The sequence below is a fragment of the Paraburkholderia sp. genome, assembly GCF_034668105.1.
In the GTDB taxonomy this organism is placed as follows: Bacteria; Pseudomonadota; Gammaproteobacteria; order Burkholderiales; family Burkholderiaceae; genus Paraburkholderia.
Genome location: NZ_JAXDPY010000182.1, coordinates 1 through 13,693 on the forward strand (window position 1 = coordinate 1; position 13,693 = coordinate 13,693).

General features: G+C 61.3%; 13 protein-coding genes and 1 pseudogene. 10 read left to right on the forward strand and 4 right to left on the reverse strand.

The genetic code is table 11. The features are described 5' to 3' along the window. Positions 1-458: 458 nt before the first annotated feature. The gene (locus tag QOC89_RS08555; RefSeq protein WP_323044625.1) at positions 459-1,727 is read right to left on the reverse strand and encodes an SGNH/GDSL hydrolase family protein; all 1,269 of its coding nucleotides are present in this window, start codon (positions 1,725-1,727) and stop codon (positions 459-461) included. 310 nt (positions 1,728-2,037) lie between these two features. Continuing rightward, positions 2,038-3,663 carry an NAD(P)/FAD-dependent oxidoreductase gene (locus tag QOC89_RS08560; RefSeq protein WP_323044626.1) on the reverse strand — a complete coding sequence of 542 codons (1,626 nt, stop codon included), beginning with the start codon at positions 3,661-3,663 and terminating at the stop codon, positions 2,038-2,040. A gap of 215 nt (positions 3,664-3,878) precedes the next feature. Between QOC89_RS08560 and paaA the strand changes: the two genes are divergently transcribed. The 8 genes from paaA to QOC89_RS08600 all read left to right on the forward strand — a co-directional run bounded on the left by paaA (position 3,879) and on the right by QOC89_RS08600 (position 10,203). Next, entirely contained in the window at positions 3,879-4,877 is a 999-nt protein-coding gene (paaA, locus tag QOC89_RS08565) for a 1,2-phenylacetyl-CoA epoxidase subunit PaaA (protein ID WP_323044627.1), read from the forward strand. A gap of 39 nt (positions 4,878-4,916) precedes the next feature. Next, a complete protein-coding gene (gene paaB, locus QOC89_RS08570) occupies positions 4,917-5,201 on the forward strand; it encodes a 1,2-phenylacetyl-CoA epoxidase subunit PaaB (protein ID WP_007179854.1) in 285 nt (94 codons plus the stop codon). An 8-nt stretch (positions 5,202-5,209) separates the two neighbouring features. Next, positions 5,210-6,013, forward strand: a complete 804-nt coding sequence (gene paaC, locus QOC89_RS08575) for a 1,2-phenylacetyl-CoA epoxidase subunit PaaC (protein ID WP_323044628.1) — start codon at positions 5,210-5,212, stop codon at positions 6,011-6,013. Positions 6,014-6,044: 31 nt separating this feature from the next. Further along, positions 6,045-6,602, forward strand: coding sequence for a 1,2-phenylacetyl-CoA epoxidase subunit PaaD (gene paaD / locus QOC89_RS08580; protein WP_323044629.1), 558 nt, complete (start codon positions 6,045-6,047; stop codon positions 6,600-6,602). A 1-nt stretch (position 6,603) separates the two neighbouring features. Then, positions 6,604-7,692, forward strand: coding sequence for a 1,2-phenylacetyl-CoA epoxidase subunit PaaE (gene paaE, locus QOC89_RS08585; RefSeq protein ID WP_323044630.1), 1,089 nt, complete (start codon positions 6,604-6,606; stop codon positions 7,690-7,692). A 166-nt stretch (positions 7,693-7,858) separates the two neighbouring features. After that, positions 7,859-8,671, forward strand: coding sequence for a DUF1835 domain-containing protein (locus tag QOC89_RS08590; RefSeq protein ID WP_323044631.1), 813 nt, complete (start codon positions 7,859-7,861; stop codon positions 8,669-8,671). Between the two features lie 14 nt (positions 8,672-8,685). Then, on the forward strand, positions 8,686-9,294 hold the full coding sequence (locus tag QOC89_RS08595) for a TetR/AcrR family transcriptional regulator (protein ID WP_323044632.1): 609 nt from the start codon (positions 8,686-8,688) through the stop codon (positions 9,292-9,294). A gap of 240 nt (positions 9,295-9,534) precedes the next feature. Beyond that, a complete protein-coding gene (locus QOC89_RS08600; RefSeq protein ID WP_323044633.1) occupies positions 9,535-10,203 on the forward strand; it encodes a GNAT family N-acetyltransferase in 669 nt (222 codons plus the stop codon). A gap of 84 nt (positions 10,204-10,287) precedes the next feature. On the opposite strand, the gene QOC89_RS08605 is transcribed toward QOC89_RS08600, so the two are convergent. Next, a complete protein-coding gene (locus QOC89_RS08605) occupies positions 10,288-10,785 on the reverse strand; it encodes an Lrp/AsnC family transcriptional regulator (protein WP_323044634.1) in 498 nt (165 codons plus the stop codon). 174 nt (positions 10,786-10,959) lie between these two features. On the opposite strand from QOC89_RS08605, the gene hppD reads away from it, so the two are divergent. Next, a complete protein-coding gene (gene hppD / locus QOC89_RS08610; RefSeq protein ID WP_323044635.1) occupies positions 10,960-12,057 on the forward strand; it encodes a 4-hydroxyphenylpyruvate dioxygenase in 1,098 nt (365 codons plus the stop codon). A 136-nt stretch (positions 12,058-12,193) separates the two neighbouring features. On the opposite strand, the gene QOC89_RS08615 is transcribed toward hppD, so the two are convergent. Then, positions 12,194-12,394, reverse strand: coding sequence for a hypothetical protein (locus tag QOC89_RS08615; protein WP_323044636.1), 201 nt, complete (start codon positions 12,392-12,394; stop codon positions 12,194-12,196). A 336-nt stretch (positions 12,395-12,730) separates the two neighbouring features. Here QOC89_RS08615 and QOC89_RS08620 point away from each other — a divergent pair. Further along, positions 12,731-13,693, forward strand: a pseudogene (locus tag QOC89_RS08620) (indolepyruvate ferredoxin oxidoreductase family protein); the annotation flags it as partial.

Genomic DNA, 13,693 nt, shown 5'->3' on the forward strand with positions numbered 1-13,693 from the left:
CGGTTCAGTTAAGAACCGGTCGCTCACTCAACGTACTGACGAATGATTAACCTGTCCAGAGACAGGAAAACCTTCCTTTAATACTCGTGTGAGACTTGATACTTTCGCTTCCCGGCAGACCCCGAAGGACCCGCCGCGCGTCGCGCATCAAGCGCCCACACTTATCGGCTGTTAATTTTTAAAGATCGGGTCCGCATTCACCACCAAAACCGCACCGTGCTGCACACCTTCACAACCACCCGGTACCGCTTCGTTCTGCGTCGCTGCATCAGCAGCAGAGAAACGAGATTATGAGGCCTCTTTTTCGTTTCGTCAACAACATTTTTTGCTTTCGCTTAAAACCTTGTCGAAGCTACGGCCGCTGGTTTCTACCGCGGCGCTCGTTCGCAAACGAGGAGGCGAACTATAGGTGAACATCAGCCACGTGACAAGGGTTTAACCAAAATCTTTTTGGCAACTCACTTCCGGGTTGACTTCACCAAGGCAGTCACCGGAATCGCTTCGGCCATAGCGGTATATCCAGCGTCGCTGGGATGGATATGATCACCACTGTCAAAAGCGCGCTGCAGACGATTCGGTTGCGCCGGGTCACGCAGTGCAGCATCGAAATCTACAACGCCGTCGAAAGCGTGGCTGGTTCGGATCCACTGGTTGACCGCAAGCCGGATCGTCTCCCGCGGCGCTGGCAGCGATGCGGGCGTCAAGGTTGCGCCGAACACCTTCACGCCGCGGTGCCGTGCATCCGCAATCACCCGCTGATAGCCGCCAATCAGGTCGGCGGCCGTCACCGAGGTATGAGGGGAGTCGCAGTCAAGGCCACTACGAGCCGGCATCTCCGCAAAATTGATGTCGTTGATGCCAATCAGCAAAATTGCGGTCTTGACACCCGGGCGTTCCAGCACGTCCCGGTCGAAACGCCGCACGAGCGCGTCGCCGTAGCAGAGTGAGTCGCTCAGTAAGCGATTGCCACTGATGCCCAGATTCACGATGGCCGTCGAGTGGTCGCCGCTGCTGGCGAACCGACGCGCCAGCGCGTCCGGCCACCGCCGATTCTGATTCAGGCTGGAGCGCATGCCGTCCGTGATCGAGTCGCCGATCGCGGCGACCGCAGCCGACGACGGCGCGTCCACCGACAACCCCGTCACCCACACATATTGCGTGAACCGGCCGCGAAACGCTTTGGCAGAAGGGTCGGCGGTGTGATTTCCCGGTGCGGAAACGAAGTTCAACTGGCTCGAGACGCGATGCCAGGCCACAATCCGTTGTTCCGGCCCCATGAACGCACTAATCGCATAAGGCGTACCTTCGGCAATGTCGATAGGAACCGGGTCGCTGTCCAACTCCGCGCCCGGCGGGATGCTCACTGAATTCCTGCCGCCGAAAGTCACGCGCGCCTCACTATTGCTCAACGCGGCCGCGCCGCCCGTGGAGCGCGCGATGCGCAACTCCTCGATCACGAGCGCTGTCTTGCCGTACTCATTGCTGAGATGAACTCGTGCGGATTTGCCCGACAGCGTCGGATAAATGATCTGACGAACCGTGCGCCCTGCCACTTCCGGGGCGCGATACAACGACGGCAAATCCGACCGTTGCGGAATCGGCTGCAATGCGGTCGCCCATGCGGACACCCAGTGTGTCGGACCATCGGCGGCAAAAACAGTTGAGGAAACGGCAAATTGGCAAAGCAACGCCGCGCCACATGCGGCGGCCAGGGTGCGAATGGTCATTCAGATGGTCGGTTCGAGGCGAAACGAGCATTGTGCCCGATCGCCATAGCCATCGCGGCGGACCGCGCCAACCCGATCGTCCAATCAACGCCCTTGGCGGCAGAATTGCACGTCGAACGTACCGCGAGAGCGATAAGGGTTTTCAGCAGGCCGCCACAAACCAGACGCATTCGGTTCGCCCGGCACTAGAGCTCAATGGGACCACCGGCCTAACACCTGCACAGCAGCCGACCGGCGCCGACCCCCAATAGCCACCGGTACCAAGCCATCCGCGCTGCAGCTTTCGATGCGAGCGCAAGCTTCGTCCAGATCAACCTGCCGCCGAAACTCCAATCATTTTCAGCGCAAGCGCTTCGGCCACTTCGATCCCGTCGATGGCTGCCGAGTAGATTCCGCCGGCATACCCGGCGCCCTCACCGGCTGGATACAAGCCCTCGACATTCATACTTTGATAGTCATCCCGACGCCGCACCCGAATCGGCGACGACGTTCTCGTCTCGACGCCTGTCAGCACGGCGTCATGCATGGCGAACCCGGCGATCTTCTTGTCCATTTCCGGCAACGCTTCGCGGATGGCTTCGATCACGTAGTCGGGCAGCGCCGTGCTGAGATCGGTCGGATGCACGCCCGGCTTATAGGACGGCACGACCGAACCCAGCGATGTAGACGGCCGACCGGCGATGAAATCGCCCACCAGTTGCCCCGGCGCCATATAGTTGCCGCCGCCCAGTTCGAACGCCCGCTCTTCCCACTTGCGCTGGAAGGCGATGCCCGCAAGCGGGCCGCCCGGATAATCGTCCGGCGTGATGCCGACGACGATCCCGGCATTCGCATTGCGCTCTGCCCGCGAGTACTGGCTCATGCCGTTGGTCACCACGCGGCCCGGCTCGGACGTCGCGGCGACCACCGTGCCGCCAGGACACATACAGAAGCTATAAACGGCGCGCCCGTTGCTGCAATGATGCACGACCTTATAGTCCGCGGCGCCCAGCTGCTTGTGGCCGGCGAACTTGCCGAAACGGCTGCGATCGATCAAGCCTTGCGGATGTTCGATCCGAAAACCGAGCGAGAACGGCTTCGCTTCAATATAGACGCCGCGGTCGCTCAGCATCTGAAAGGTATCGCGCGCGCTATGGCCAACCGCCAGCACCACATGCTCACAGCGCAAATCCTCGCCTGTCGACAGTTTGAGACCGCGCACCTTGCCCTGATCGATGTCGATATCGTCGACTCGCGCCTCGAAGCGCACCTCGCCGCCCAGCTCGTGAATGGTCGCGCGCATCTTTTCGACCATGCTGACGAGCCGGAACGTGCCGATATGGGGCCGGCTCAGATAAAGAATGTCCTCAGGCGCGCCCGCGCGGACAAATTCGTCGAGCACCTTGCGGCCATAGTGCTTCGGATCCTTGATCTGGCTGTAAAGCTTGCCGTCCGAGAAGGTACCCGCGCCGCCTTCGCCGAATTGCACGTTCGATTCAGGGTTGAGCACCGACTTGCGCCACAGCCCGAAAGTATCCTTGGTACGCTCGCGCACGGCTTTGCCGCGCTCAAGAATGATCGGACGGAAACCCATTTGGGCGAGGATCAGCCCGGCAAACAGGCCGCAAGGGCCCATGCCGATCACGACTGGACGCGGCGAGGTGAGTCGCGCCGGTGCCTTGGCGACAAAACGGTACGTCATGTCCGGCGTCACGCCGCAATGCGGCACATCGGCGAGCCGTCTAAGCGCGGCTGCTTCATCCTTTACTTCGACGTCGACGATGTAAGTGAGCTTGATGTCGGCGCGCTTGCGCGCGTCGTGCGCGCGGCGGAACACGGTGTATCGGATGAGCCCGTCGTCGCCCACGCCGAGTTCAGCGAGACGCGCGCGGACGGCGGCTTCGAGAACGCTTTCGGGATGATCGAGCGGGAGTTTGATTTCGCTTAGACGTAACATGTGTACCGGGGCTGCAGGAAGGCCGCAAATCGCGGCCAATTCGCAATTTTATAGGTTAAGCGTCGGCCGGGGGCGACGGCGCAAGCGAAACGCCTCCGCCACTGCCACCCCAAGCCCCTATCGACAATCACGGTCCATCTTAAAAAATTTATAAACCGACCGGTCGGTTGGTTTATACTGCGCAGACACAGACAACTTCCGCTGAGAGCGTCCCCATGTACACGCAATCCCTGGATATCCCCGGCAACGTTGCCCCGCTCGATACGGCAGCGAGTTCGCCCGAGCAGTCGCAATTCGACGCCGTCATGGCCGCCGACGGCAAGATCGAGCCGCAAGACTGGATGCCTGACGCCTACCGCAAGACGCTGGTGCGGCAAATCTCGCAGCACGCGCACTCGGAGATCGTCGGCATGCTGCCGGAAGGCAACTGGATCACACGCGCACCCAGCCTGAAGCGCAAGGCGATCCTGCTGGCCAAAGTGCAGGACGAAGCCGGCCACGGCCTCTATCTATATAGTTCGGCGGAAACGCTCGGCGTGTCGCGCGATCAGTTGATCGCGGCGCTGCACTCGGGCAAAGCCAAGTATTCGAGCATTTTCAATTACCCAACGCCGACCTGGGCGGACGTGGGCGTGATCGGCTGGCTGGTGGACGGCGCGGCGATCATGAATCAGATCCCGCTGTGCCGCTGCACGTACGGTCCGTACGCGCGCGCAATGATCCGTATCTGCAAGGAAGAGTCGTTCCACCAGCGTCAAGGCTTCGACGCGCTGATGTCGATGATGAGCGGCACGGATGCGCAACGAGAGTTGGTCCAGCAAGCCGTGAACCGCTGGTGGTGGCCGGTGCTGATGATGTTCGGCCCGAGCGACAAAGACTCGATCCACAGCAACCAGTCATCGAAATGGGGCATCAAGCGCATCTCCAATGACGATCTGCGGCAGAAATTCGTCGACGCCACCGTCGATCAGGCCAAGGTGCTCGGCGTCACGCTGCCGGACCCGGACCTGAAGTGGAACGAAGCCCGCGGCCACCACGACTACGGCGACATCGACTGGGAAGAATTCTGGCGCGTCGTGAATGGCGACGGGCCGTGCAATCGCGAGCGCCTCGCGACTCGCGTGAAGGCACACGACGACGGCGCCTGGGTGCGCGAAGCCGCCCTCGCCCACGCCGAAAAGCAGCGCCAGCGCGCACAACAGCAAGCTGCCTGACCGCAGCGGCAAGCCAGACAAAGTAACAGGAGATCAGCAATGAACAAGGAATGGCCGATTTGGGAAGTCTTCGTGCGCAGCAAGCAGGGACTCGACCATAAACACTGCGGCAGCCTGCACGCCGCCGACGCGCCGATGGCGCTGCGCATGGCGCGCGACGTCTACACGCGCCGCCAGGAAGGCGTGAGCATCTGGGTGGTGCCGTCGTCGGCGATTACGGCGTCGGCGCCGGAAGACAAGGCGGAACTGTTCGAACCGGCTGGCGACAAGATTTACCGCCACCCGACGTTCTACACGCTCCCCGACGAAGTCAACCACATGTAAGCGCAGCCATGACCATCACGCCCCAACATCTGCAGTACGTGCTGCGCCTCGCGGACACCGCGCTGATCCTCGGACAGCGCAATGCCGAGTGGTGCGGCCACGGCCCGATCCTCGAAGAGGACATCGCGCTGTCGAATATGAGTCTCGACCTGATCGGCCAGGCGCGCCTGCTGTACACGCACGCAGCCTCGCTGGAACAGCAGCTCACCGGCAAAAGCCGCACGGAAGACGACTACGCGTATTTTCGCGCCGAACGCGAGTTCGCCAACTACACGCTGGCCGAGTTGCCGCATTACGGCCCGCTCGCCGGCACCGCGCAAGCCGAGAAGGACTACGCGGTCACGATCGTGCGCAATTTCCTCTACTCGACGCTGATGGCGCATGTGTGGACCGCGCTCACTGCGTCCAAAGACGAGCAGCTCGCCGCGATCGCCTCGAAATCGATCAAGGAAACCAGCTATCACGTGCACCACGCGAGGGAATGGCTCATCCGTTTCGGCGACGGTACGGACGAGTCGCATCGCCGCGCCCAAGCCGCGCTCGACTATCTGCTGCCGTACACGCGTGAGTTTTTCAGCGCGGATGCCGTCGAGGAGACCATCGCTGCCGCCGGCATCGGACCGCTCACGCCGGAGCTCGAAGCTGCATGGCTCGAAGACGTCCGGGCCACGCTCGACGAAGCCACCCTCAGCCTGCCGGAACCGGTCAAGCACATCACGACCGGCAAGCATGGCGAGCACTCGGAACACATGGGCTTCGTGCTGGCTGAAATGCAAAGCCTCGCACGCCAGCATCCCGGCGCCACCTGGTAAGCGCTTCTGCGCAACCCAACGGAACTCGACGATGACGACCTCGACTGCGACTGCGACTGTCACGCCCACTGCTGATGCCACGCTCGAACGCGCCTGGGCGGTGCTCGAAGCGGTACCGGATCCGGAAATCCCGGTGGTGTCGATTCGTGAACTCGGCATTCTGCGCGACGTGCGCCGCGCCGCCGATGGCGCGCTCGAAGTCGTGATCACGCCGACCTATTCCGGTTGCCCGGCGATGTCGCAGATCGCCGAGGACGTTGCCCATGCACTCGATGTGGCCGAGCTAAAGCCCTATCGGATCGCCACGGTGCTCGCGCCGGCCTGGACCACCGACTGGATGACTGCCGAAGCGCGCGAGAAACTGCGCGTCTACGGCATTGCGCCGCCCACGGGCAATTGCGGCAGCGCGGCGGCTGCGTCGCAGGAAAAAGTGATGCGCTTCGTGCCGCGCGCGCTGCCTGCGCCGTCGTGTCCCCGTTGCGGCTCAGCGCATACCGAGCGTCTCGCCCAATTCGGCTCGACGGCCTGCAAGGCCTTGTACCGCTGTCTCGACTGCCGCGAACCCTTCGACTACTTCAAACCATACTGATATGGCTACCCCGCAATTTCATCCGCTGCGTATTCGCGAAGTGCGGCCCGAAACCGCAGACGCGGTCTCGGTCGCCTTCGAAGTCCCTGTCGAACTGCGCGATCACTATCGCTTCATGCAGGGCCAGTTCGTCACGCTGAAGACGCACATCGACGGTGAGGAAACGCGCCGTTCGTACTCGATCTGCGTCGGCGTCACCGATTACGACCGCGACGGCGAACTGCGCATCGGCATCAAGCGCGTGCGCGGCGGGCGTTTCTCGAACTTCGCGTTCGACACGCTGCAACCCGGCCACACCATCGACGTGATGACGCCGGACGGCCGCTTCTTCACCCATCTGAACGCGGACCAGGGCCAGCAGTACATCGCGTTCTCCGGTGGCTCGGGCATCACGCCCGTGCTTGCGATCATCAAGACCACGCTCGAAGTCGAGCCGCGCAGCACCTTCACACTGGTGTACGGCAACCGCAGCGTCGATCAGATCATGTTCGCGGAAGAGCTCGAGGATCTGAAGAACCGCTTCATGAATCGCTTCGTGCTGTATCACGTGCTGTCCGACGATCTGCAGGACGTCGAGCTGTTCAACGGCGTGCTCGACCAGCAGAAGTGTGCGGACTTCATTGAAAACCTGCTGCCGGCCGATGCGATCGACGAAGCCTTCATCTGCGGCCCCGGCCCGATGATGGATGCCGCCGAAGCTGCGTTGAAAGCCGCGGGCGTGCCTTCGGAAAAAGTGCATGTGGAGCGCTTCGGTTCGCCGCTGCCGCAAGCGGGCGTGCCGCCGGTCGAGATCACCGACGACACGCCAGCCGCCGACCTCGAAATCGTCCTCGACGGCAAACGGCGCAAGCTGCGTCTGCCGTATCAGGGCGTGAGCGTGCTCGACGTCGGCTTGCGCGCCGGCCTCGCGCTGCCTTATGCGTGCAAGGGCGGCGTCTGCTGCACTTGCCGCGCAAAGGTGCTCGAAGGTGAGGTCAAGATGGAAAAGAACTACACGCTGGAAGAACACGAAATCCGCGACGGTTTCGTGCTGACCTGCCAATGCCATCCGATCAGCGACCGCGTGGTGGTGAGTTACGACGAACGTTGAGTCGAGCGCGGCGGGTGACCCTGCGACGCCCGCGACGCTTTCAGCAGGTCCGCGATCCGCTTACACTAGGGGCCGCTCGTGATCGGACATCTGTTCCGATCGACGAGCGGCCCCATTTGTCATTTGCGTTCTTACTTGCGTTTTTTGCCTGCCCAAGCCACTGCCGATGAGCACGATCCATCTCACCAACGGCGACGTCGCCGCCGAGTCACTCCGCGCTGCGCTAGCCGAGGCGGCCCGCGACGAACGCGTGCATGCACTGCGCGACGACCTGGCGGTCGGTCCACTGCGCGGTATCGATGACGGACCCCACGTGCGGGCGGAATTCTGGGACCGTGTCAGCGCCGACACCAGGCGCGATTTTCTTCGGGAATTCCGCGAACAGGCGGCAGCGCTGGAGAACATCGCGCGCGGTGACGCGAATCTGGTGGTCTGGCACGGCGAAAGCGCAGCCGATCAACTCATGCTGCGCCGCGTCTGCTACCACCTGCGCAACAGCCCGCAACGGCTGAATGAAGTGCGTCTGTCGATTCGCGACCTCACCGATCCGGGCGCATGGGCGCATAGCCGCAAAGATCGCGCGACCTCCGTCGGCATGTTCGCGCCGGCTGTATTGCAGGGGCGTCTGTCGGATGCGGCGCCGATTTCAGTTCTGCGCATCAGCCGGCTTGCGCTCGAATGGCAGGAAGCCAAACACGCAAACGGCGAAACGCGGCGCTGGCGCGACAATACATTCACGAGCGGCAGCTTCGCCGATCTGGACGCGCTGATTCTCGAACACGTCACCGGCGACTGGCAACCCGCCGCGCGTGTTGCCGCCGAACTGATGACCGCCGAACTCTGGTATCTGGTAAGCGACAGCATCGTGCTGTGGCGCTTCCGCGAACTTGCCGCGACGCGCCGTATCAAGCTGCGTGGCGAGGCGAGCGCGTGGCGCACGCTGGAACTGTGCGCGGCGCTTGCCCCCTGTCCACACTAATAAAATAGACAACTATGGCCCGCACCCGAGCCCCCGACCACGAAACCCAGCGCGATCAGATTCTCGAACTAGCCGCGGCGAAATTCGCGCAGACCAGCTACCCGAGCACCTCGATGGCCGACCTCGCCGCCGCGAGCGGCACCTCGAAAGCGCGCCTGTATCACTACTACGCCAGCAAGGAAGCAATCCTGTTCGATCTGCTGGACCGCTACACCAAGCGGCTGATGCTGATCATCGCCGAGGTGGAGGGCGCGAGCCAACGTCGCGGACTGTCCGAGCGGGAAACCTTCGCGGAGCTGATCCGCGCGTTTCTGTCCGAGTACGAGACCTCGCACAGCCGCCACGTCGCGCTTCTGAACGACGTGAAGTATCTGGTCGACACCCAGCGAGAAGTGATCCTGAACCGCCAGCGCGACGTGGTCGCGGCGTTTGCGCGACAGTTGGCGCGCGCCTATCCGGAACGCGCCACGCGCGAAAACCAGACCGCCCTCACGATGATGGTGTTCGGCATGATCAATTGGACGTTCACCTGGCTCAAACCGGACGGCCGCATGGGCTACCGGGAATTTGCCGAGCAGGTCGTCAATATGGTCGACCACGGACTCAGCGCTGCCGAAGTCTGATTGCGCATAGCAGCATGTTCAAAAGGGATACTTGCCGCGCGTTGTCCCGCCGCGACAACTAGTCACGAACGCTCGTTCAATTTATTTTTCCTTAATAATCAAATATCTAAAAAAATACCGTTAGCGTTTTAGGCATTCGCCTCAGTTTTTATACGGGTTTTCCCTAGTGATGAGTCAGGGTTTCCGCTAAAATCGTTTTTGCGGTGCAGCACGCCGCTCGATCAAAAGGAGAACCTGACCATGAACATGATTACACCCCGCGCCGCTGAGCCGATCGTCGCGCACGGTCGCCTGTCGCAGCCAGGCGGTCGTGCACCTGCTCTGGTCCGCGAACTCACCGCCGTCGACCGCGATCGACTGCTGACCCACTTCCTTTCGCTCGACGAGGACGACCGCCTTTTGCGCTTCGGCCAGATCGTGCCGAACCACGTCATTGAAAACTACGTCCGTGCGATCGATTTCACGCGCGACACGGTCTTCGGCGTGTTCAATAGTGAGTTGCAACTCACCGGCGTCGGCCATCTCGCGTATCTGCCTGCGGAAGGCGACAAGCGCACCGCAGAGTTCGGCGTGTCGGTGCTGGAAAGCGTCCGCGGACAAGGCATTGGCTCGAAGCTGTTCGAACGCGCCGCCATCCGCAGCCGCAACACCCATGTCACTACGCTTTACATGCACTGCCTGTCACGTAATTCGACCATGATGCATATCGCGAAGAAGGCCGGCATGAAGATCGAATATGCGTATGGCGAAGCAGACGCCTATCTGACGCTGCCGCCGGCGGATCAATCGAGCATCATCGCTGAGATGCTGCAGGAACAAGCCGCGGTGTTCGACTACGCACTCAAGCGCCAGGCGCGTCACGCGTCGAAACTGTTCCAATCGTTCTTGCCTGCAGCCGAGGCCGCGTAACCGATCTGCGCTTCGGCGAGAAAAGGGCGGCCTTGTGGCCGCCCTTTTTGTTTGTGACTCGTACCGCCCGCTGCCGCCCAACGCTCACAAAATCGGCAGCGCCGTCGTCTCCTTGAATTTCTCGAGCGAAAAGCTCGTCTTCACGTCGATGACAGATGGATGGTGCAGCAGCTGGTCCTGCACGAAACGTGAAAAGTGCGCCATGTCCTCGACCTGCACCCTCAACAGGTAATCCATGTCACCGGTCATGGCGTGACATGCGACCACTTCCGGCCATGTCTGCACCGCTGCGCGGAACAGATCGGCATGTGTGGCGTCGCCGCGCGGACCGAGCGCCGGATCGCTGCGCTTTTCCAGCCGCACGTTGACGTAGGCCAGCAGATCGAGTCCAAGCTTTTGCGCATCGAGCAGCGCGACATAGCCGCGAATCACGCCGCTCTCCTCCAGTCGGCGGATACGCCTCAGACACGGACTCGGCGACAGATTGATGCGCTCGGCGATCTCCTGATTCGACAGCCGGCCATTTTCCTGAAGAATCGCCAGTATGCGTCGGTCGATGGCATCTATCTCTATATTGGCCATTTTTCTGCCTTCCAAGTAATAGATCTCGCTAGAAAATAGCGCCAGCGTAGCGTTGGGCGATTAAGTTCGCAAGGTTTCTTCGCTGATCGGCCTTTACACTTGCGTCATTCAGTTCAGTCGCGCTCAATTGCGCACCCCGCGCCAGCGCTTAGCTTGGATGGAAGGAGACAGACAATGCAGGTTTCAACTTGGAATAACCCGGTCGGCACCGACGGCTTCGAGTTCATCGAATACACCGCGCCGGACCCGAAAGCGCTCGGCAAGCTGTTCGAACAGATGGGCTTCACCGCCGTCGCCCGGCATCGTCATAAAGACGTGACGCTGTATCGCCAGGGCGAAATCAATTTCATCGTCAACGGTGAACAGGGTTCGTTCGCGCAACGTTTTACGCGCCTGCACGGTCCGTCGATCTGTGCGATCGCTTTCCGTGTGCAAGACGCAGCCAAGGCGTATCAGCAGGCCTTGGAAAAAGGCGCGTGGGGCTTCGACAACAAGACCGGCCCGATGGAACTGAACATCCCCGCAATCAAAGGCATCGGCGACTCGCTGATCTATTTCGTCGACCGCTGGCGCGGCAAGAACGGCGCTGAGCCGAACAGCATTGGCAACATCGATATTTACGACGTCGACTTCGAGCCGATTCCCGGCGCGAATCCGAATCCCGTCGGCCACGGCCTGACCTACATCGATCACCTCACGCACAACGTCCATCGCGGACGCATGCAGGAATGGGCGGAGTTCTACGAGCGTCTGTTCAACTTCCGGGAAGTGCGTTACTTCGACATCGAAGGCAAGGTGACCGGCGTCAAATCGAAGGCGATGACCTCGCCGTGCGGCAAGATCCGCATTCCGATCAATGAAGAAGGTTCCGACGTGGCAGGTCAGATTCAGGAATATCTGGACGAGTACCACGGCGAAGGCATCCAGCACATCGCGCTGGGAAGCAACGACATCTACCGCACCGTGGACGGTTTGCGCGCGTCGAACATCTCGCTGCTCGATACGATCGACACGTACTATGAACTGGTCGATCGCCGCGTGCCGAACCACGGCGAGCCGCTCGACGAATTGCGCAAGCGCAAGATCCTGATCGACGGCGCACCGGAGGACTTGCTGCTGCAGATCTTCACCGAAAACCAGATCGGGCCGATCTTCTTCGAGATCATCCAGCGCAAGGGCAATCAGGGCTTCGGCGAGGGCAATTTCAAGGCGCTGTTCGAATCGATCGAGCTGGACCAGATTCGCCGTGGGGTGGTTCAGGACAAGGCCTAAAGGCCGAAGGCCCGCGCGGAATCTGGGAGATAAAAAAGGGCGAGGATCTTGCGATCCTCGCCCTTCGTCGTTGGTGCCGTTCTCCGAAGCCCGGACAACGGCCGATTTTCAACCGGCGCGCCGCATCAGCGACGCATTACGAATTCTGGTCTTCCTCGTCGGCCTTGGTAGATCGTACAAGGCGCTCCACCGCTATACCTGCGGGCGCGACTTGCGCCGTACTGGTAATCGCGTTCGACAGCGTCCCTGCACTGCCCGAATTCGAGCGCATTGGCGCGCTCATGGCGAAAAATGCGGCCGAAACCATCAGGAAGGTCTGGATGTTTCTGGTGTTCATGCGTACTCCTTTTCTAACTGCCCTGCTGTCCTGAAGCCCCGCCGAATGCGGAGCGTTGCGCAGACATTGCTCGCAGGTGGGCTATTAGACAGGCATTTCCACTGCGGTTCCGCATATTTGTAGTTTTTACAGCTTGTTACAGTGGCATTGCGGCGCTGGCCATAATTCACGTCAAGTTGGATGCCAGGATCTTCCCGTGCGGGCTGCGGCGGGTTTTTACCAGTGCTACCATCACTTAAAACACGTCAATATGGCGACCCCGGCCCCAAGCATTCACAAGATGCCGCGGCCCAAAAAAGCTTTGGTGATCCCAAACTCGGTGGAGGAGTACACATAATGAATGCCCCGCTAGACGCAGGTCAGCGAGCCTCGCTCGAAGCCGCGCTATCTTCCGTCACGCTCGACGACAAATACACCCTGGAACGCGGCCGCGCGTACATGAGCGGCATTCAGGCGCTGGTGCGTCTGCCGATGCTGCAGCAGCAACGCGACGAGGCCGCCGGGCTCAACACCGCCGGCTTTATTTCCGGTTACCGTGGCTCGCCGCTCGGCGGTCTCGATCAATCCTTGTGGAAGGCGAAACAGCATCTCGCCGCCCATCGCGTCGTGTTCCAACCCGGCGTCAACGAAGACCTCGCGGCGACCGCCGTGTGGGGTTCGCAGCAGGTCAACCTGTACCCGAGCGCCAAATACGATGGCGTGTTCTCAATGTGGTACGGCAAGGGCCCAGGCGTCGACCGTTCCAGTGACGTCTTCAAGCACGGCAACTCGGCCGGCTCGGCGCAACACGGCGGCGTTCTCGTGCTCGCCGGCGACGACCACGCCGCCAAATCCTCGACGCTCGCGCACCAGTCGGAACACATCTTCAAGGCGTGCGGCCTGCCGGTGCTCTTTCCGTCGAATGTGCAGGAATATCTGGACTTCGGCCTGCACGGCTGGGCGATGAGCCGCTATTCCGGCCTGTGGGTCGCCATGAAGTGTGTGACCGATGTGGTCGAATCGTCGGCTTCGGTCGATATCGATCCGCATCGCACGAAAATCATTCTGCCCGACGACTTCGCCATGCCCGAAGGCGGCCTGAATATCCGCTGGCCGGATTCGCCGCTGGTGCAGGAAGCGCGTCTGCTCGACTACAAGTGGTATGCGGCGCTCGCCTACGTGCGCGCAAACAAACTGGACCGCGTCGAAATTGATTCGCCGCATGCGCGCTTTGGCATCATGACCGGCGGCAAGGCGTATCTCGATGTGCGTCAGGCACTCACCGATCTCGGACTCGACGACGAAACCTGTTCGCGCATC

What these genes read in the sequence shown, in the direction of transcription:
- paaE (WP_323044630.1), top strand. Translation starts at nt 6,604, where the DNA reads ATGGCTACCCCGCAATTTCATCCGCTGCGTATTCGCGAAGTGCGGCCC.
- QOC89_RS08605 (WP_323044634.1), bottom strand. Translation starts at nt 10,785, where the DNA reads ATGGCCAATATAGAGATAGATGCCATCGACCGACGCATACTGGCGATT.
- QOC89_RS08600 (WP_323044633.1), top strand. Translation starts at nt 9,535, where the DNA reads ATGAACATGATTACACCCCGCGCCGCTGAGCCGATCGTCGCGCACGGT.
- paaC (WP_323044628.1), top strand. Translation starts at nt 5,210, where the DNA reads ATGACCATCACGCCCCAACATCTGCAGTACGTGCTGCGCCTCGCGGAC.
- hppD (WP_323044635.1), top strand. Translation starts at nt 10,960, where the DNA reads ATGCAGGTTTCAACTTGGAATAACCCGGTCGGCACCGACGGCTTCGAG.
- paaA (WP_323044627.1), top strand. Translation starts at nt 3,879, where the DNA reads ATGTACACGCAATCCCTGGATATCCCCGGCAACGTTGCCCCGCTCGAT.
- QOC89_RS08555 (WP_323044625.1), bottom strand. Translation starts at nt 1,727, where the DNA reads ATGACCATTCGCACCCTGGCCGCCGCATGTGGCGCGGCGTTGCTTTGC.
- QOC89_RS08590 (WP_323044631.1), top strand. Translation starts at nt 7,859, where the DNA reads ATGAGCACGATCCATCTCACCAACGGCGACGTCGCCGCCGAGTCACTC.
- paaB (WP_007179854.1), top strand. Translation starts at nt 4,917, where the DNA reads ATGAACAAGGAATGGCCGATTTGGGAAGTCTTCGTGCGCAGCAAGCAG.
- QOC89_RS08615 (WP_323044636.1), bottom strand. Translation starts at nt 12,394, where the DNA reads ATGAACACCAGAAACATCCAGACCTTCCTGATGGTTTCGGCCGCATTT.
- QOC89_RS08595 (WP_323044632.1), top strand. Translation starts at nt 8,686, where the DNA reads ATGGCCCGCACCCGAGCCCCCGACCACGAAACCCAGCGCGATCAGATT.
- paaD (WP_323044629.1), top strand. Translation starts at nt 6,045, where the DNA reads ATGACGACCTCGACTGCGACTGCGACTGTCACGCCCACTGCTGATGCC.
- QOC89_RS08560 (WP_323044626.1), bottom strand. Translation starts at nt 3,663, where the DNA reads ATGTTACGTCTAAGCGAAATCAAACTCCCGCTCGATCATCCCGAAAGC.